Here is a 16,297-nt window from a genome sequence, read left to right as displayed (position 1 = left end):
TTAAGCAGCAGGTCCAATATAAGCAAAACGCTGTATAGTTTTACCGTCTTTTTCTATTGTTTCGTTAAACATGCTTAATGGGCGCGCCCATATACCAAATTCACCATAAAGTGCTTGGTAAATCACAAGCTGTTCCTCGGTTTCGCTATGGGTGGCAACATGAATAACTTTATATTGCGGGCCTTTGTAGTGTTGGTATATGCCTGGTTTTAGGGAAAGTGGTTTTATTGCTGTAGTCATGTTTTGATCTCTTGTATAATTTGGCTTTGCACTTTTAATGTTAACTAATTTGCCAATACTATGAACTATATTTCTTTAGATGATTACAAAAAGGCGTGGGTTTTTCGCCACAAAGATTTACCTGTATCTGATGAAGACGCAGCAAAAATAAAGCCTATGAGCGACGAACGCGCAGCCGTACTTTGGACAACCATGGTGAGCCGTGAGTTTGATCACCCTGATTTTTTTGAAGACACCGATTGGTGTGGTCAAGAAAAAAGCTTTAGCCAAGAAGTAGATTGGCAAGATGCGTGGGAAAATGGCGATGCGTTACCACCAGAAGCAATCTTAACGTTTTTAGATTGGGAAGCTAACACCACGGTTTATTTTTGTATGGCACGCGATAATATTATCGAAACGACGTTTGATGTATTTAAACGCAATTGGCAAAACTTTATGTTTTTAGCTGATGGCAGTTTATTGATTGGTAAAAAGCGTAATACGGTTGTGCAATTTTTAGAATCAGGTAAAGCAAAATTAGGTGAAAAGCCAAGCGCTTAAAATACTGCGCTGCGCTTAAAAAATATTCAATACTGTGTTATAAAACATTTACCTGAATATTTTTGAGTACAGCTTTTGGTCGCTAAAAATCAGTCACTTGGTGCTCAACAGCAAGTTGAAATTTGGCAAACTGATGCACAAAAAGTGTTGTATGCACAATTGTGCAATGCGTTTTATCAGCGTGAGGTTCAGCGATTAGTTGCAGAGCCTAATGCCGATAAACTGCGCCGCCAGTTAAAAAGCCTACCTTATTATATTGAGCGAGCGGCAACGTTAGTTGCCAATGGTGACACGCCTTTTACGCTGGACTCACAAAATGGTACGTGGCTTGAAAAGCAAAAACCGACCCCACCCGATGTGAATGTTCAAGCTAATGAACTTTTTTATCAAACGTATGCCAAAGTGGGGCTTATTGTGCCCGTTATATTGCATGGCTACGATCAGGTGCGTCTTAGAATAGACAGTATCGATCAGTTAGGCGAAAATAAGCTGCATTGTAACGAGCTTGGTTGGTTTGATTTTTTAGGAAATGGGCTAGAGCAGCAAAATGCTCAGCTAATAAAGCCAAGTAAGGTGAGTTTAACCGCTGCATGTTGCGGGCATCAGTGGCAATTTTCGAAGCGTTGTATGCCACGGGTTTTATCACTACGCGAAATGCTTTTAGCGGGTAGTATTAATTGGCGCAATTTAAAGCGCCCCTTAGCGTATTAAAGTTAAGGTATTTGGAACTTAAAATAAGGAGTGTTAAATGCGTATTTTTCAAGTTGGCTTACTGTGCTTAGCACTGTTTGTACAATACAGGTTATGGTTTGGTCATAATGGTTTACAAGACTACACACGACTAAAAGGTGCAGTAACGTCGCATCATCAAACCAACGAAAAACTCATTAAACGTAATAAAGTACTTAAAGCAGATATTGAAGACTTAAAGCTTGGCCAAGAAGGCATTGAAGAGCGTGCACGCAACGAATTGGGAATGATTAAACCGGACGAAACATTTATTCGTGTTTTACCGGGCAAACAATATGACAAATAAACAGACTATTGCAGCAATTGTACCTGCGGCGGGTGTTGGCAGTAGAATGCAGCACAATGCGCCTAAGCAATATATACAATTAGCCGGTAAGACCATTTTAGAACACACCTTAGCTAAACTTTCTCAATTACCTCAATTACGCACTATTGTTGTTGCCCTTAGCGACAGCGACCCCTATTTTGACGAACTCCCACTGCTTGATAATCGCATTGTGCGAGCCAGTGGCGGTAAAGAGCGAGCCGACTCGGTGCTTAATAGCTTGCTTTTTTTAGCGCCTAACCCACCAACATGGGTGTTGGTGCATGATGCCGCTCGTCCATTAGTTAATATTAGTGATATAGAACGTCTAATTGACGAATGCATAAACGCTGATGAAGGCGGTATTTTAGCCAGTAAAGTAAAAGACACCATAAAACGTGGCCACACTCATGCCCTACAAACTGTGCCACGAGACGATTTATGGCAAGCCCTTACCCCGCAGTTTTTTAAATATGACGAGCTTAAAAATGCACTGCAAAACGCATTAGCAAGCGGGGCTACTATTACCGATGAAGCCAGTGCAATTGAGTGGGCGGGTAAACCGGTTAAGCTTGTAGCAGGTCGCAGCGATAATATTAAAATAACCACGCCAGAGGATTTAGACCTGGCTGGGTTTTTATTACATAAACAACAAAACGAGAGTGGATTATGATACGAATTGGCCATGGTTTTGACGTACATAAATTTGGCGGCGAAGGCCCGCTAACTATTTGTGGTGAAAAAATTGATTACCCACAGGGCTTTTTAGCGCACTCAGATGGTGATGTTGCTATTCATGCATTATGCGATGCTATTTTAGGCTCACTTGCAATGGGTGATATTGGTAAGCACTTTCCAGATACGGCAAGCGAGTATGAAAATATCGATAGCCGTATTTTACTTCGCCATGTAGTGGGCTTAGCTAAGAAGCAAGGTTATGTACTTGGGAATGGCGATGTGACTATTGTTGCACAGGCACCAAAAATGTTGCCTCATATTGAAGCTATGCGCGCTAATTTAGCCAGCGATTTAAATTGCGACCTTAGCCAAATTAACGTTAAAGCCACTACCACCGAAAAGCTAGGCTTTGAAGGGCGCAAAGAAGGTATTTCGAGCCATGCAGTTGTTATTATGAGTAAAGAGCTTGCGAGTACAAAAAACGCATGAGCGATTTAAATTATTTATACGGTGCGCCGCTTTCTAAAGCTGATTTTAAAACTACTGCTGAAGACTTTATGGTTGATGAAGACTTAGGTATAGAATTTACCGGCAGTGGCGAACACGTGTGTTTGCAGGTGGTTAAAAAAGGCGAAAACACGCAATACGTTGCAAAGCTAATTGCACAGCGTGCGGGTGTTTCACCGCGAGACGTAAGCTATGCAGGCATGAAAGATCGCCACGGCGTGTGCTCGCAGTGGTTTAGTGTAAAAGTACCGATTAAAAAGCCTATCGATTTTAGCGACTTGAATAGCGAGAGTATTTTTATTGTGTCGCAACAGCGCCACGACCGTAAGTTACGTACGGGCTGCCACAAAGGTAATAAATTTACTATTTCGCTTCGTAACGTAACCAACCCTCTTGATATTCTATGCCGTATTAATGCCGTGCGCGCAGGTGTGCCAAATTACTTTGGCGAACAGCGCTTTGGGCATGGCGGTCATAACTTAGTTATGGCTGAAAAAATGTTTGCCGGTGAGCGTATTCGAGATAAAAAGTTGCGCGGTATTATTATTTCAGCAGCACGATCGCATGTATTTAATCAGTTAGTGAGCCTACGTGTAAAAGAGCATGGTTTAGCTAAAACAATGCACCGTGAAGTATTTATGCTCAGCGGCAGCAATGCATTTTTTGAAGATGCAATTAATGACGAAAACATAGAGCGATTAGCCACCGGCGATATTATGATGTCGGCACCTATGGTGGGAAAAAGCGAAAAAGGCTTAACCGAACAAGAAAAAATATGGCTTGAACCTTTCCAAACATGGTGTGATGGTTTAGGTGAATTAGGCCTTAAAAATGAGCGCCGAATGCTGCGCTTAATTCCACAAAACTTAACTGTTGAAACACTTGATGAAACCACACTAAAACTAAGCTTTGGTTTGCCAAAAGGGTGTTTTGCAACCGCATTATTACGTGAGCTGGTGGATTACACAGATGCTAGCCCTCGAGAGCGCAAAGAAAAGGATAATGGCATAAATGAAGATACTGTTAAGTAACGATGATGGCGTAAATGCCAAAGGCATTGCGGTTTTATATCAGGCGCTTATACAAATTGCAGATGTAACCCTTGTTGCACCTGATCGCAACTGTAGTGGCGCAAGTAATTCTTTAACACTTATGAACCCGCTACGAGCGACTACACTCGAAAATGGTTTTATGTCAGTTAATGGCACACCCACTGATTGTGTACATTTAGGTGTAAATCAGTTAGCTGATGAAAAGCCAGATCTAGTTGTTGCTGGTATTAACCATGGTGCCAATTTGGGTGATGACACGCTTTATTCCGGTACTGTTGCCGCTGCAACTGAAGGTCGCCATTTAGGTCTGCCTGCAATTGCGGTATCGCTTTGCTCACATAATGGCGATCATTTTGAAACAGCCGCTGCAGTTACCGTCAATATTATTAAAGGCTTGGCTTCGCATCCGCTGCCTAAAGATCAAATAATAAATATTAATGTACCAGATATTCCATTAAGTGAATTAAAAGGGGTGCAAGTAACACGTTTAGGTGCTCGTCATAAAGCCGAAACGATGACGAAACAAACCGATCCTTGGGGCCGTGATATTTATTGGTACGGATCGCTTGGCACCGAAAGCGATGCTGGTGAAGGCACCGACTTTTACGCAATCAATAATGGCTATGCCTCAGTTACGCCACTGAGTGTTGATATGACAGCTAAAGATAGCTTAAAGGTAGTAGGAGAATGGTTAGCCGATTTGGAGATTAATCGTGCTCGCTAATTATACCCGCAGTGCTAAAGCGCTATCTGACTTACTAAAGCGTGAAGGTGTTGAAGATACGCAAGTACTTAGTGCTATAGCTGATATTCCGCGCCATATTTTTATAGATGATGTGCTAAAACACAAAGCCTATGAAAATACAGCGCTACCTATTGGGCAAGGGCAAACAATTTCTCAGCCTTACATAGTAGCGCGCATGACAGAGCTACTTCGTTTAGCTGGTGTGCGCAATAAAGTGTTAGAAATAGGTACAGGATCTGGGTATCAAACTGCAATATTGGCCAAAACGTTTACAAAGGTTTACTCGGTAGAGCGTATTAAAACACTTCAGTGGCAGGCAAAAAGACGTTTGCAGCAACTCGATTTATATAATGTAACCATGAAGCATGGCGATGGTTGGCAAGGCTGGCAATCACAAGCACCGTTTGATGGTATTATAGTGACTGCTGCGGCCTCTAAAGTTCCGCAAGATTTACTTGCTCAGTTGGCCGATGGTGGCGTGTTATTAGCCCCAATTGGTGAGAGCGATCAAAAATTAGTAATGGTTATCCGCAAAGGCGATAATTATAAAGAGCATGTTATTGCTCCCGTTAGATTTGTGCCGTTAGTACCTGGCGATATTGAATAGGAATTCATTTTGAAGTTGTTTACCAAGTTATACGATATGGCCCTAGTGTGGGCAAAACACCGTCATGCGGAACGTTACTTAGCTGCTATGAGCTTTGCAGAATCAGTTTTTTTCCCGATACCACCCGATGTAATGCTTGCACCTATGTCACTTGCGCAACCAAACAAAGCATGGCGATTTGCAAGCTTTGCCACAATAGCATCGGTTATTGGTGGAGTGGTTGGTTACTTACTTGGTTTTTGGCTATTTGAACCCGTTGTAGAGCCATTGATTGCACAAATGCACTGGCAAGAAAAGTTTGATATAGCACTAAACTGGTTCAAGGATTACGGTGTTTGGGTTGTGTTTTTAGCCGGTTTTTCGCCTATACCATATAAAGTATTTACGATTGGCGCAGGTGTTTTACAAATGGCATTTTTGCCATTTTTAATAGCATCAGCCATTGGGCGCGGTGCGCGTTTCTTTTTAGTTTCAGCCTTAATGAAGTGGGGCGGAGCTCAAATGGAGCGAAAATTACGTCAGTATATTGAAATACTTGGTTGGGGATTAGTGGTATTAATTGCGCTAGCTTACTTTTTATTGCGTTAAGCGTTAAAAATATCAATTTTCTAATTTAGGGGAAAAATACAATGAATAAACAGTGTTTACTGTATGTAACTATATTTATTAGTATTTTCCTCTTTGGTTGCTCTTCTCGCCATGTTCCAGCACCTGTTAGTAGCTTAAATAATAATGTTAATGATTTAGGTCATACTGTTAACATTAATGGGGCTAGCTATAAAGTACAAAAAGGAGATACGCTCTACTCTATTGCCTTTAGTGCTGGGCAAGACTTTAGATTACTTGCAAAAAACAATTCAATTCCATCACCTTACACAATTTTCCCTGGGCAAAACATCTCCTTACTCCCTAAGCCCGAAAAAACAAAAAAGGACGGAAATTATACGAATTCGAGTAAAAAGTCTATAAAAAAACTACAAAAAAATAACATAATTTTAAAGAAAGAGCTTGATCCCCCAAAACAACGAGAGTATGTTCAGAAACAAGCCAGTAACAAAATTAGTAATACTAAACGCTTGTCGAGCAGTAAAGTTAAGTGGTTTTGGCCTGCAAAGGGCAAAATTACCAAACGCTTCTCTAATAAGGAAAACGGTTATAAAGGTTTACAGATTACTAATCGCAAAGGGGCTTCAGTCTTAGCTGCGGCACAAGGAACAGTGGTATACGCGGGTAACGCCCTTCGAGGTTATGGTAGTTTAATCATATTGAAACATAATGATGATTACCTAAGTGCTTATGCACATAACTCGAAATTACTTGTTAAAGAAAAGCAGAAAGTTAAGGCAGGACAAAAAATAGCAGAAATTGGTAATTCAGAATCTCCGGTCACCGCGCTTCGCTTTGAAATTCGCTACCGAGGGCAAGCTGTCAATCCTGCTAAATACCTACCCTAATTTTTAGGTATTGATAATTGCTCGGGAGAAGGCTTATGGCTAGCGCAGCAAAACTTGACAAACATACTACGACTGACGAAAAGTTCGATGACATCGATGTTGATGAAAGCACAGCTCTACTAGATAAAGTAGACGACGATGAAATCTTTGCTAAAGAAGAAGTAACTAAAAATCTTGACGCAACTCAACTTTATTTAGGCGAAATTGGTTTTTCTCCTTTGCTTAGTGCTGAAGAAGAAGTGTTTTTTTCTCGCAAATCACTTCGAGGGTGTGAAGCCTCACGTAAACGTATGATTGAAAGTAACTTACGTTTGGTTGTTAAAATAGCACGTCGTTACAATAATCGCGGCCTTGCTCTACTTGATTTAATTGAAGAGGGTAACTTAGGCTTAATTCGCGCAGTTGAAAAATTTGACCCTGAGCGTGGATTTAGATTCTCTACTTACGCTACATGGTGGATACGTCAAACAATTGAACGTGCCATTATGAACCAAACGCGTACCATTCGCTTACCTATTCATGTAGTTAAAGAGCTTAATGTGTATTTACGTACAGCGCGTGAGTTAACTCAAAAGCTTGACCATGAGCCAACAGCTGACGAAATTGCAGCTTGCCTAGATAGACCCGTTGAAGACGTTACTAAAATGCTACGTTTAAACGAAAGAATTGCATCAGTAGACATGCCTATTGGTGGCGAAAACGACAGTGTACTACTTGATATCATCCCTGATGAAAAAAGTGCTGGTCCTGAAGGCGAAGTACAAAATAATGATATTAATAAACATATTGTTGATTGGTTAGGTGAATTAAACCCTAAACAACGTGAAGTGTTAGCACGTCGATTTGGATTGCTTGGCTATGAGCCATCTACACTTGAAGATGTAGGTCGTGAAATAGGCTTAACACGTGAGCGTGTAAGACAAATTCAGGTAGAGGCATTACGTCGTCTAAAAGACATTTTGCAACAAGAAGGTTTAAGTACAGATAGCTTGTTTAACCAGTTTTCGTAACTAGTTAAATAGTTTAAGAGACTATGTGTGTTAAAAAGCCGAAGAATTTATTCTTCGGCTTTTTTTATGCTTGTAAATTAGGTGATATAAATTACAGCAATGCTTTTAGTTTATATAACAAATCGTGCGCTTGGCGTGGCGATAAATTATCAGGGTCGATTGCGCTTAACTGCTCTTCAACTTCTGAAGGTGTACTTTGTGTAATTTCGTTATTAAAAGTAAAGGCTTGTTGTTCTGTATTTGGTGCAGTGACGCTTTGATGATTTTCAAGCAACTTAAGTTTTTGCTTTGCTTGTGCAATCACAGCTTTTGGCACTCCAGCAAGAGCGGCTACTTGTAAACCAAAGCTTTTGCTTGCTGCACCGTCGAGAACTGTATGCATAAACGCAATAGTGTCGTTATGCTCTATTGCATCAAGGTGCACGTTTACAAGGCCCGTAGTTTGCTCAGCAAGTTCTGTTAATTCAAAGTAGTGCGTAGCAAACAATGTTTTAGCAGATATTTTTGATGCTAAATGATCGGCTGTTGCATACGCAAGAGAGAGTCCATCGTAAGTACTTGTACCGCGACCAATCTCATCCATTAATACTAAAGACTGCGCAGTTGCATTATTTAAAATCGTTGCTGTTTCGGTCATTTCTACCATGAAGGTTGAACGCCCTGATGCTAAATCATCGCTTGCACCAATACGTGTAAATATGCGGTCGATATTACCAATTTTAGCGCTGTCAGCGGGGACATAACTGCCAATGTGAGCCATTAGAACAATAAGTGCCGTTTGGCGCATATAGGTTGATTTACCGCCCATGTTTGGACCGGTAATAATTAGCATTTTACGTTGGCTGTTTAATTCAACAGGGTTAGCAATAAACGGTTCTTTCATTACTTGTTCAACAACAGGGTGACGACCTTGCTTAATGCTTATATTGTCGTTATCGCACAATTCTGGTTTTGCATAATTGAGTGCGAATGCACGCTCAGCTAAATTGTTTAAAACGTCTAAATCAGCCAATGCTGTTGCCATCATTTGCAACTGCTCAATATGTGGAGCAATAAATCTAAACAGCTCCTCGTATAGTTGTTTTTCAAGCGCGAGAGCTTTTGATTGGCTACCGAGTACTTTATCCTCGTGCTCTTTAAGCTCTGGAATAATGTAACGTTCGTTATTTTTAAGCGTTTGGCGACGAATGTAGTCGGCTGGCACTAAGTGCGCATTAGCTCTACTTACTTCAATAAAAAAGCCGTGTACGCGGTTATAACCGATTTTAAGCGTACTAATGCCCGTACGTTCGCGCTCTCGCAGTTCTAATTGCTCAAGTACGTCGGTTGCACCTTTGCTTAAGTTACGCCACTCATCAAGCTCACTATTGTAACCAGGGGCAATAACGCCACCGTCACGAATAAGTACCGGTGGGTTTTCTATCAAAGCTCGTTCTAATAACGCTTGTAAATCAGGTAGTTCAGGCGAGTGCTTGATGATACCTGCTATACGAGGATCGTTAGCGTCAGCTAACAAAGTATGCAGTGGTGCAAGTGCTTGTAGCGCACTGCGCAGGCGAGTTAAATCACGCGGGCGTGCAGTACATAAAGCTAGGCGTGCAATAACACGCTCTACATCACCAATCTCTTTTAATGATTCGTGTAATTCACCGCAAAGCTGCGCATCTAAAATAGCGCTAATTGCATTTAAACGTGAATTTAGCTCGTCTTTATTACGAATTGGTGTATGAATACGGCGCTTAAGTAAGCGAGAACCCATAGGTGTGGCTGTTTTATCAAGTACTTGAGCAAGTGTATTTTCAAACCCGCCCGATAAATTAACAGTTAATTCTAAATTTTTACGGGTAGCGGCATCTAAAATAACAGCGTGTTCGTTGTGCTCAAGCGTAATTGCACGAATATGTGGCAGTGCAATACGTTGTGTATCTTTTACGTATTGCATTAGGCAACCTGCAGCAACAAGCGCGCTATGGGCTTTATCAACACCAAAGCCAACTAAATCTTTAGTACCAAACTGATCGCATAATAAGTGCTGAGCCGTATCTAAATCGAATTCCCACTCTGGGCGACGGCGAGCACCTTTTATATGTTCAATTAAATGAACGTTTTCAAAGCTTTCGCTATAAAGAAGTTCGGCTGGTGATAGGCGCTGAATAGTTGAGCTAAAGGCTTCGTCGGTATTTACTTCGACAATATTAAAACGACCAGAGTTAATGTCTAAATAAGCAATCCCGTATAAGCCTTTTTTACTTTGCCAAACGCTGGTAAGGAGATTGTCTTGTCGTTCTTGTAAAAGCGCTTCATCAGAAATTGTACCGGGTGTAACTATACGCACTACTTTACGATCAACAGGGCCTTTACTGGTTGCAGGGTCTCCCACTTGTTCGCAGATAGCGACTGACTCACCCATTTGGACTAGACGTGCTAAGTAGTTTTCTACCGCATGGTAGGGTACGCCCGCCATAGGGATAGGATCACCGCCAGCTTTACCACGATGAGTTTGCGAAATATCGAGTAATTGAGCGGCGCGTTTAGCGTCATCAAAAAAAAGTTCGTAAAAATCGCCCATACGATAAAACAATAAAATATCGCGATGCTCTGATTTTATTTTTAGATACTGCTGCATCATAGGGGTTTGTTGTTTTATAGTGTGTGGTGCATAAAGATCAAACGACATGTATTTACCCAAAGGCTGAATATGGAATTACATCAAGAGATTAAAACACTTGCTGCGCAATTAGGCGCTATTTTAACGGATAAATGCTTATGGATCACTACTGCTGAGTCATGTACTGGTGGCGGAGTGAGTTATGCGCTTACCGATACACCTGGAAGTTCAGCTTATATCGACCGTGCATTTGTCACTTATAGTAACCAAGCAAAGCAAGATTTGCTCAATGTTAGTGCTAGTACATTAAATCAACACGGTGCTGTGAGCGAGCAAACAGTCCATGAAATGGCAGTAGGTGCTATTAAAGCAACAAACGCTAATATATCTATAGCTGTATCGGGCATTGCAGGGCCTGGCGGGGCAACAGAAGGTAAACCTGTTGGACTTGTATGGTTTGGCATACAAATTAATGACAAAGTACTGACCTTTAAACAAATATTTACTGGTGATAGGGCTCAAGTAAGACTGCAAGCTATTGTATTTGCATTAAAAAGTGTAATAGATGAGATAAAATGAAAAAATTAGCTTGATACTGTGATTTCATACAGTATACTTGTTCGCATTAGCTGGATTGGAGAACAAAATGAACGATAACAAACAAAAAGCGTTAGACGCAGCACTATCACAAATTGAACGTCAATTTGGTAAAGGCTCAATTATGAAATTGGGTGACAACAAAGCGTTAAACATTGAATCTGTATCTACAGGTTCACTAGGTATTGATATTGCCTTAGGCATAGGTGGCTTACCTATGGGACGTATTGTTGAAGTGTATGGTCCTGAGTCATCTGGTAAAACAACGCTTACTTTACAAGTTATCGCAGAAGCTCAAAAAGAAGGTAAAACATGTGCCTTTATTGATGCTGAGCATGCTCTAGATCCTGTATATGCACAAAAACTAGGTGTAAATATTGATGACCTTTTTGTATCTCAACCTGATACAGGTGAGCAAGCACTAGAAATTTGTGACATGTTAGTACGTTCAAGCGCAGTAGACGTTGTTATTATTGACTCGGTTGCTGCACTTACACCAAAAGCTGAGATTGAAGGCGACATGGGCGACTCGCACATGGGCTTGCAAGCACGTTTAATGTCACAAGCATTACGTAAGCTTACTGGTAATATTAAACGCTCTAACACGTTATGTATTTTCATTAACCAAATCCGTATGAAAATTGGTGTTATGTTTGGTAACCCAGAAACAACAACGGGTGGTAATGCACTTAAGTTTTACGCATCGGTACGTATTGATATTCGTCGTATTGGTTCGGTGAAAGAAGGTGATGAAGTTGTTGGTAACGAAACCCGCGTTAAAATTGTTAAAAACAAAGTAGCGCCGCCATTTAAACAAGCTGAATTTATCATCATGTATGGCGAAGGTATTTCTAAGCAAGGCGAGTTAATTGATTTAGGTGTTAAGCATAAAATTGTTGAAAAAGCAGGTGCTTGGTACAGTTATAGTGGCAACAAGGTTGGCCAAGGTAAATCTAACTCAATTAAGTTTTTGAAAGAAAACCCAGAAATTGCAGATGAGATCGAAGGTAAGTTACGCGAAATGCTTTTACTAAAAGCAACTATTGAACCTGAAGACGGTGAAGATAAGTTAGGCGACGATCCAGACCTTTAAACTGCACCCAAATGAGTTTTTAAGCTTGATTTGACCCGAGCTTTGAAAAGCGCTAATCAGTAATGATTAGCGCTTTTTTGTTATTAAAAACTTACATCAGGTTAGATAAAATAAAAACGACACATTAAAAATGTGTCGTTTTTTAATTCAATAGAAAAAAATCTAGAGTCTTTAATTAATCAAATATATTTATAATTGCCAGTTTACAGATAGGGCGTAGTTACGAGGTGCACCGTAGTAACCTTGTGCCCAGTACAGGCTGTGCAAATATTTTTCACCGGTGGTGTTATTTACGTTGAAAGTGACTCCTACGTTATCTGTAATTTCGTAAGTGGCCATTAAATCAAGTAACCCGTATGCATCTTGGTGAGTAGTGACGCTTGCAATACCATTTGCACCTTCGACTTGAACTCGGCTAGTTGAATCCTGCCAGCGATAGTTTGCACCAAATGATAAACCATCAACTAAAGGTACTTGGTAGGTTGCGGCCACTTTAAGTTGATTTTCAGGTGTGTAATCTTTAACTAAATCATCACCATCAATAGTTAGGTTACTAAAACTTACACTTGCGCTTAAATCATCAGTTATTCGACCACTTAGTTCAACTTCAAAGCCGTTGCTGTTAATACCATCTGCTGCATAATAACGCGTATCACTAGGTAGTGAGTCGGGTAAAGCTATGGCAAGCCCCTCCTGCTTTGCATCGAAGTAAGCAAAAGTTACGAAAATTTGGTCATCAAGTAACTGTGCTTTTATACCAACTTCACTGCTTTTACCTATTACGGGAGCTAATTGGTTGGCATTAATATCAAGCTCTTTTTGCGGTACAAATGTTTCTGTGTAGCTTGCATAAGCTGATAGAGACTCGTTAAAGTCGTACACCGTGCCAATATAAGGAATAACTTCAGAGTCGCTTCTTGTTTGTTCAACACCGTAAGCACTCCCTTTTGTTTTCCAATCGGTATAACGCACACCAGCGAGCACACTTAAAGGCTCACTTAATCTAATGCGAGTAGATATGTAAGCTGATTTTTGCTCGTTAGTAATATCACTACCATTTAAGCCATCAGCAAGTGTTGCCTCTGGTACTACACCATCCCACGTTTTAAGTGATGGCATAGCTGGAAAACCATTGCCTGTAGTGTAATCGTAAAGAGACTGCTCGTTGTAATCCATTTTAGCTTGGCTAACACCAAATGATAGGTCGTGCTCTTGGCCAAATAAATCAAACTTACCACTGGCATATAAATCAAATAAGTCATGCTTATCTTCGTAATCATAACGGCTAGCATAACCTGTTAAACCAAGTTCAGTATCTTTATCAGGGGTGCCGTATACGTAGAACAACTCTGAGTCTTGTTCGTTTTCGATGTGAGCATAACGTGCTCTAGCTACCCATGTTGCCGATAAGTTTTGTTCAAGTGTTACATATACTTGCTCAGCACTGTTATCCCAGTAAGACCAGTCAGCAGCGGTGCTGGTTGATTCGTCGTAATCGGTTGCTGTTCCGTCTGTATAATAAAGAGGTAGTGCACCCCACAGCGGGCTATCTGCGTCTTTTTGTTGGTTAACGTAGTTAACGCTTAATAATGTGTTGTCTGTTAATTTGCCTTCGTAGGCTAAGTAAACAATGGTTTTATCTGTTTCGTAGCGATCTAAATATGAGTCAGCTTTTTGCTTTGTAAATACAGCGCGTACAGCGTGGTCTTCATTTATTGGCGTAGATACATCTAAATCTAAACGTTTTTTATTCCATGAGCCATAAGATGCTGATGCATTTGCCTGTGTTGTATAAGTTGGCTTTTTTAAAACCATGTTTACAGTTGCAGAAGGATTACCAGCGCCAGTCATTAAACCATTAGCACCGCGAACTATCTCTACACGGTCATAAATTGATGTATCAAGACTACCTTGAATAGAGCCTGAGCTTTGTGGGATCCCTAAGCCATCAACTTGAAAGTTCGTAATTTCAAAACCACGGGCCTTAAAGTAAGTACGATCTGTTTCTATTTGCTCTACTGTTACGCCTGGCGTGCTTTCAAGTACTGAGTTTATGTCGTCTAGTGAAAAGTCGTCCATTAGTGCGCGTGAAACTACCGAGATTGATTGTGGTGTTTCTTTAATTGTTAAACCTAGTTTGGTAGCCGATTGCGCTTCTTCAGTAATGTAGTTTTTATGATGCTGACCATATACCGCAATTTTTTCGAGAGGTTCAGATTTTACATTTGCCTCATCAGCAAGTGCATAACCAGATAAAATTAAAGAAGTAGCAAAGCTTAGTTTAGATAAACGCAAAACTTGAGGGGACGACATAAGTTTTTCCAGTTAGTTCAAAAGAAGTGCGTAACTTAATCTAAATGATATCGATTTGCAATTGTATTTAATGTTTTTATCAATAATAATTCTATTTTTTTGGATTTTAGCGCCACATATGAAGATTTTAGGTACGAATTGATGAATTATATAGAACTCAATCTCGCTTATAAAAAAAGCGGCCTAGGCCGCTTTTTAAAGTAGTTAGCTTTTTAGCTATTAAAAAGAGTATTTAACAGAAAACTGTAAGCGGTCTAAATCGCCATCAACGCCGCTTTCAGTTTCACGCTCAGCATGCTTTAGCTCAGCACCAAAAGTTAGACGTTTAACCGGTGAGTATAGAATGTTAGCGCTATAGCTTTGGCTTGATTCAGTCGGATCACCAGAAATAGCTAATAAATCAGTGTCGTTATCAGCACTGAAGAATGAATATAAGAACGTTGAACGCCATTGGCTTGTCCACTTGTGCTGGTAAGCAACAAAACCAGAAGTCGAATCAATTGCATCTAGTTCATCGCCATTAAGTACTGCACCGTGAGCAACGTTTAAGCCTACGTAACGGCCTAAGCCTTTACCTTGAGTAAGCATAAATTTAAGGTTGTCTTCACCAAGGTTTATTTTACCTGATGCACTAATACCAAAAGAAGTTTCATCTGCATCAACACTGCCTACTTTATAAGTAAGTTGGCGAGCAAGCGCTGCAACCACAATGTTACCCCAATCGGCTTTGTGTGTGTAACGAGCTGTAAAGTCAGGCAATGATGCATCATCAGTTACTACCATACCGCTAGTAGTAGAAATTGTACTTTCTGGGTTTTCTAATGAAAACGACCATGCGCCAGTGGTGTATTTAATTTGCGATTGACGCACGAACACAGTGCCCTCAGCAGGGCCTACAAAATCAAGCGTTTCAGCAAGCGCCCCCACGTTTTGGAAGTTAGACCATGTTTGACCAAATAACCAACCATCGTAAGTCACAAAGGCATGGCGAATACGCGGGGCGTAAGAATTTGAAACTCGCTCATTACCGCCAGCAGCCGAGGCCAAAAAGTCAATTTCAATTTTAGTATTAACGGTTTTACCGTTATCCATAACAGTGGCTGTGCCAAAGTTAAAACGTGACTCACGAGCATGCATATCAAATACAGCATCTGAGCTGTTATCATCGCCAACTGTTAACGTACTTGGTACGTAAAAGTCACGACCTACGTTTGAGCCTGCAGGCGCACCCGCTGAATAATCACTCCACATAGAGTCGAGTTTAATGTATCCACCGTAAGTAAATTCCGTATCACCAATTTTTGCGGCAGTCGCTGCATAAGCAGTGCTTGATAGTGCACATAATACAGCGCTTGCTGCTAATGTTTTTAATGGGGTAAATTTCATTGTGGTGTCCTTTATAGGCTACTTGTTGTTTGTTGCTTTTTTTTTCATGTAAGGTTGTATTACTTGCTACTAGTATTACTTACGAATAAAAAAGGGTGTTAGTTTGGCTTCTCAATACACATATTGTTTTCATTCGTTAAATAAAGCTTTAACAAGTAATACCGCAAATATCTTTATTAAAGTGCACAAACACTTTTGAATATGTGCAATATTTACTCAATTACCTATTGGTCTATAAGACTAAGGTTTTAGAGTTGATTAGTTTGCATTTACTTACATTTAACGCGTTGTATTATTTATGTAAAAAAATTGAAAGCAGGTGGATTATAAACTACAAATGAGCAAATTGGAGTAGAGTACAACTAAGGTCTAATACTTAATAAAGTACTGCTGAGTAATCCTTGATAAAAGCT

Annotated in this window: 17 protein-coding genes; 13 read left to right on the top strand and 4 right to left on the bottom strand. The window is 40.4% G+C overall.

Annotated elements, in window-relative coordinates; translation table 11 throughout:
* On the bottom strand, positions 1-240 hold the full coding sequence (locus tag H5120_RS05235) for a DUF1653 domain-containing protein (RefSeq protein WP_182670792.1): 240 nt from the start codon (positions 238-240) through the stop codon (positions 1-3).
* A 60-nt stretch (positions 241-300) separates the two neighbouring features.
* Here H5120_RS05235 and H5120_RS05230 point away from each other — a divergent pair, with 60 nt between their 5' ends.
* The 11 genes from H5120_RS05230 (at position 301) to rpoS (ending at position 7,887) form a co-directional block, all read left to right on the top strand.
* Positions 301-780, top strand: a complete 480-nt coding sequence (locus H5120_RS05230) for a DUF2947 domain-containing protein (RefSeq protein ID WP_002958965.1) — start codon at positions 301-303, stop codon at positions 778-780.
* Positions 781-855: 75 nt separating this feature from the next.
* The gene (locus tag H5120_RS05225; RefSeq protein ID WP_182673806.1) at positions 856-1,491 is read left to right on the top strand and encodes a hypothetical protein; all 636 of its coding nucleotides are present in this window, start codon (positions 856-858) and stop codon (positions 1,489-1,491) included.
* Between the two features lie 37 nt (positions 1,492-1,528).
* Positions 1,529-1,816, top strand: a complete 288-nt coding sequence (gene ftsB, locus H5120_RS05220) for a cell division protein FtsB (protein WP_002958963.1) — start codon at positions 1,529-1,531, stop codon at positions 1,814-1,816.
* On the top strand, positions 1,806-2,507 hold the full coding sequence (gene ispD, locus H5120_RS05215) for a 2-C-methyl-D-erythritol 4-phosphate cytidylyltransferase (RefSeq protein ID WP_182673805.1): 702 nt from the start codon (positions 1,806-1,808) through the stop codon (positions 2,505-2,507). Before ftsB ends, ispD begins: the two co-directional genes overlap by 11 nt.
* Complete coding sequence (ispF, locus tag H5120_RS05210) at positions 2,504-3,001, top strand: 2-C-methyl-D-erythritol 2,4-cyclodiphosphate synthase (protein WP_182673804.1); 498 nt, start codon at positions 2,504-2,506, stop codon at positions 2,999-3,001. Before ispD ends, ispF begins: the two co-directional genes overlap by 4 nt.
* Positions 2,998-4,050 (top strand): tRNA pseudouridine(13) synthase TruD, encoded by a 1,053-nt coding sequence (gene truD / locus H5120_RS05205; protein ID WP_182673803.1) that lies wholly within the window; start codon positions 2,998-3,000, stop codon positions 4,048-4,050. The genes ispF and truD overlap by 4 nt, the downstream gene beginning before the upstream one ends.
* Positions 4,031-4,795 (top strand): 5'/3'-nucleotidase SurE, encoded by a 765-nt coding sequence (gene surE / locus H5120_RS05200; protein WP_182673802.1) that lies wholly within the window; start codon positions 4,031-4,033, stop codon positions 4,793-4,795. The genes truD and surE overlap by 20 nt, the downstream gene beginning before the upstream one ends.
* Positions 4,785-5,423, top strand: a complete 639-nt coding sequence (locus H5120_RS05195; RefSeq protein WP_002958958.1) for a protein-L-isoaspartate(D-aspartate) O-methyltransferase — start codon at positions 4,785-4,787, stop codon at positions 5,421-5,423. Before surE ends, H5120_RS05195 begins: the two co-directional genes overlap by 11 nt.
* A 9-nt stretch (positions 5,424-5,432) precedes the next feature.
* Complete coding sequence (locus H5120_RS05190) at positions 5,433-6,011, top strand: YqaA family protein (RefSeq protein ID WP_002958957.1); 579 nt, start codon at positions 5,433-5,435, stop codon at positions 6,009-6,011.
* Between the two features lie 41 nt (positions 6,012-6,052).
* A complete protein-coding gene (locus H5120_RS05185) occupies positions 6,053-6,877 on the top strand; it encodes a peptidoglycan DD-metalloendopeptidase family protein (protein ID WP_182673801.1) in 825 nt (274 codons plus the stop codon).
* A gap of 35 nt (positions 6,878-6,912) precedes the next feature.
* Positions 6,913-7,887, top strand: coding sequence for an RNA polymerase sigma factor RpoS (gene rpoS / locus H5120_RS05180; RefSeq protein WP_002958955.1), 975 nt, complete (start codon positions 6,913-6,915; stop codon positions 7,885-7,887).
* Positions 7,888-7,978: 91 nt separating this feature from the next.
* On the opposite strand, the gene mutS is transcribed toward rpoS, so the two are convergent.
* Positions 7,979-10,564 carry a DNA mismatch repair protein MutS gene (mutS, locus tag H5120_RS05175; protein WP_182673800.1) on the bottom strand — a complete coding sequence of 862 codons (2,586 nt, stop codon included), beginning with the start codon at positions 10,562-10,564 and terminating at the stop codon, positions 7,979-7,981.
* Positions 10,565-10,585: 21 nt separating this feature from the next.
* On the opposite strand from mutS, the gene H5120_RS05170 reads away from it, so the two are divergent.
* Together H5120_RS05170 and recA are read left to right on the top strand one after the other, a co-directional pair.
* On the top strand, positions 10,586-11,074 hold the full coding sequence (locus H5120_RS05170) for a CinA family protein (protein ID WP_182673799.1): 489 nt from the start codon (positions 10,586-10,588) through the stop codon (positions 11,072-11,074).
* Positions 11,075-11,141: 67 nt separating this feature from the next.
* Positions 11,142-12,185 carry a recombinase RecA gene (gene recA, locus H5120_RS05165; protein ID WP_002958952.1) on the top strand — a complete coding sequence of 348 codons (1,044 nt, stop codon included), beginning with the start codon at positions 11,142-11,144 and terminating at the stop codon, positions 12,183-12,185.
* A gap of 189 nt (positions 12,186-12,374) precedes the next feature.
* Here recA and H5120_RS05160 read toward each other — a convergent pair whose 3' ends face one another.
* Positions 12,375-14,498 (bottom strand): TonB-dependent siderophore receptor, encoded by a 2,124-nt coding sequence (locus H5120_RS05160; RefSeq protein ID WP_182673798.1) that lies wholly within the window; start codon positions 14,496-14,498, stop codon positions 12,375-12,377.
* A 219-nt stretch (positions 14,499-14,717) separates the two neighbouring features.
* Positions 14,718-15,884 carry a DcaP family trimeric outer membrane transporter gene (locus H5120_RS05155; protein WP_182673797.1) on the bottom strand — a complete coding sequence of 389 codons (1,167 nt, stop codon included), beginning with the start codon at positions 15,882-15,884 and terminating at the stop codon, positions 14,718-14,720.
* Positions 15,885-16,297 lie beyond the last annotated feature (413 nt).

Source organism: Pseudoalteromonas sp. SR43-2, assembly GCF_014163885.1.
Taxonomy (GTDB): domain Bacteria; phylum Pseudomonadota; class Gammaproteobacteria; order Enterobacterales; family Alteromonadaceae; genus Pseudoalteromonas; species Pseudoalteromonas distincta.
Note: the sequence above shows the minus strand (reverse complement) of the source record. Positions and strands in the feature narration are given on the sequence as shown.

Excerpts from the sequence above, each read along its gene's own strand:
- H5120_RS05235 (WP_182670792.1), bottom strand. The coding sequence starts at position 240 with ATGACTACAGCAATAAAACCACTTTCCCTAAAACCAGGCATATACCAA.
- H5120_RS05230 (WP_002958965.1), top strand. The coding sequence starts at position 301 with ATGAACTATATTTCTTTAGATGATTACAAAAAGGCGTGGGTTTTTCGC.
- ftsB (WP_002958963.1), top strand. The coding sequence starts at position 1,529 with ATGCGTATTTTTCAAGTTGGCTTACTGTGCTTAGCACTGTTTGTACAA.
- ispD (WP_182673805.1), top strand. The coding sequence starts at position 1,806 with ATGACAAATAAACAGACTATTGCAGCAATTGTACCTGCGGCGGGTGTT.
- ispF (WP_182673804.1), top strand. The coding sequence starts at position 2,504 with ATGATACGAATTGGCCATGGTTTTGACGTACATAAATTTGGCGGCGAA.
- truD (WP_182673803.1), top strand. The coding sequence starts at position 2,998 with ATGAGCGATTTAAATTATTTATACGGTGCGCCGCTTTCTAAAGCTGAT.
- surE (WP_182673802.1), top strand. The coding sequence starts at position 4,031 with ATGAAGATACTGTTAAGTAACGATGATGGCGTAAATGCCAAAGGCATT.
- H5120_RS05185 (WP_182673801.1), top strand. The coding sequence starts at position 6,053 with ATGAATAAACAGTGTTTACTGTATGTAACTATATTTATTAGTATTTTC.
- rpoS (WP_002958955.1), top strand. The coding sequence starts at position 6,913 with ATGGCTAGCGCAGCAAAACTTGACAAACATACTACGACTGACGAAAAG.
- mutS (WP_182673800.1), bottom strand. The coding sequence starts at position 10,564 with ATGTCGTTTGATCTTTATGCACCACACACTATAAAACAACAAACCCCT.
- H5120_RS05170 (WP_182673799.1), top strand. The coding sequence starts at position 10,586 with ATGGAATTACATCAAGAGATTAAAACACTTGCTGCGCAATTAGGCGCT.
- recA (WP_002958952.1), top strand. The coding sequence starts at position 11,142 with ATGAACGATAACAAACAAAAAGCGTTAGACGCAGCACTATCACAAATT.
- H5120_RS05160 (WP_182673798.1), bottom strand. The coding sequence starts at position 14,498 with ATGTCGTCCCCTCAAGTTTTGCGTTTATCTAAACTAAGCTTTGCTACT.
- H5120_RS05155 (WP_182673797.1), bottom strand. The coding sequence starts at position 15,884 with ATGAAATTTACCCCATTAAAAACATTAGCAGCAAGCGCTGTATTATGT.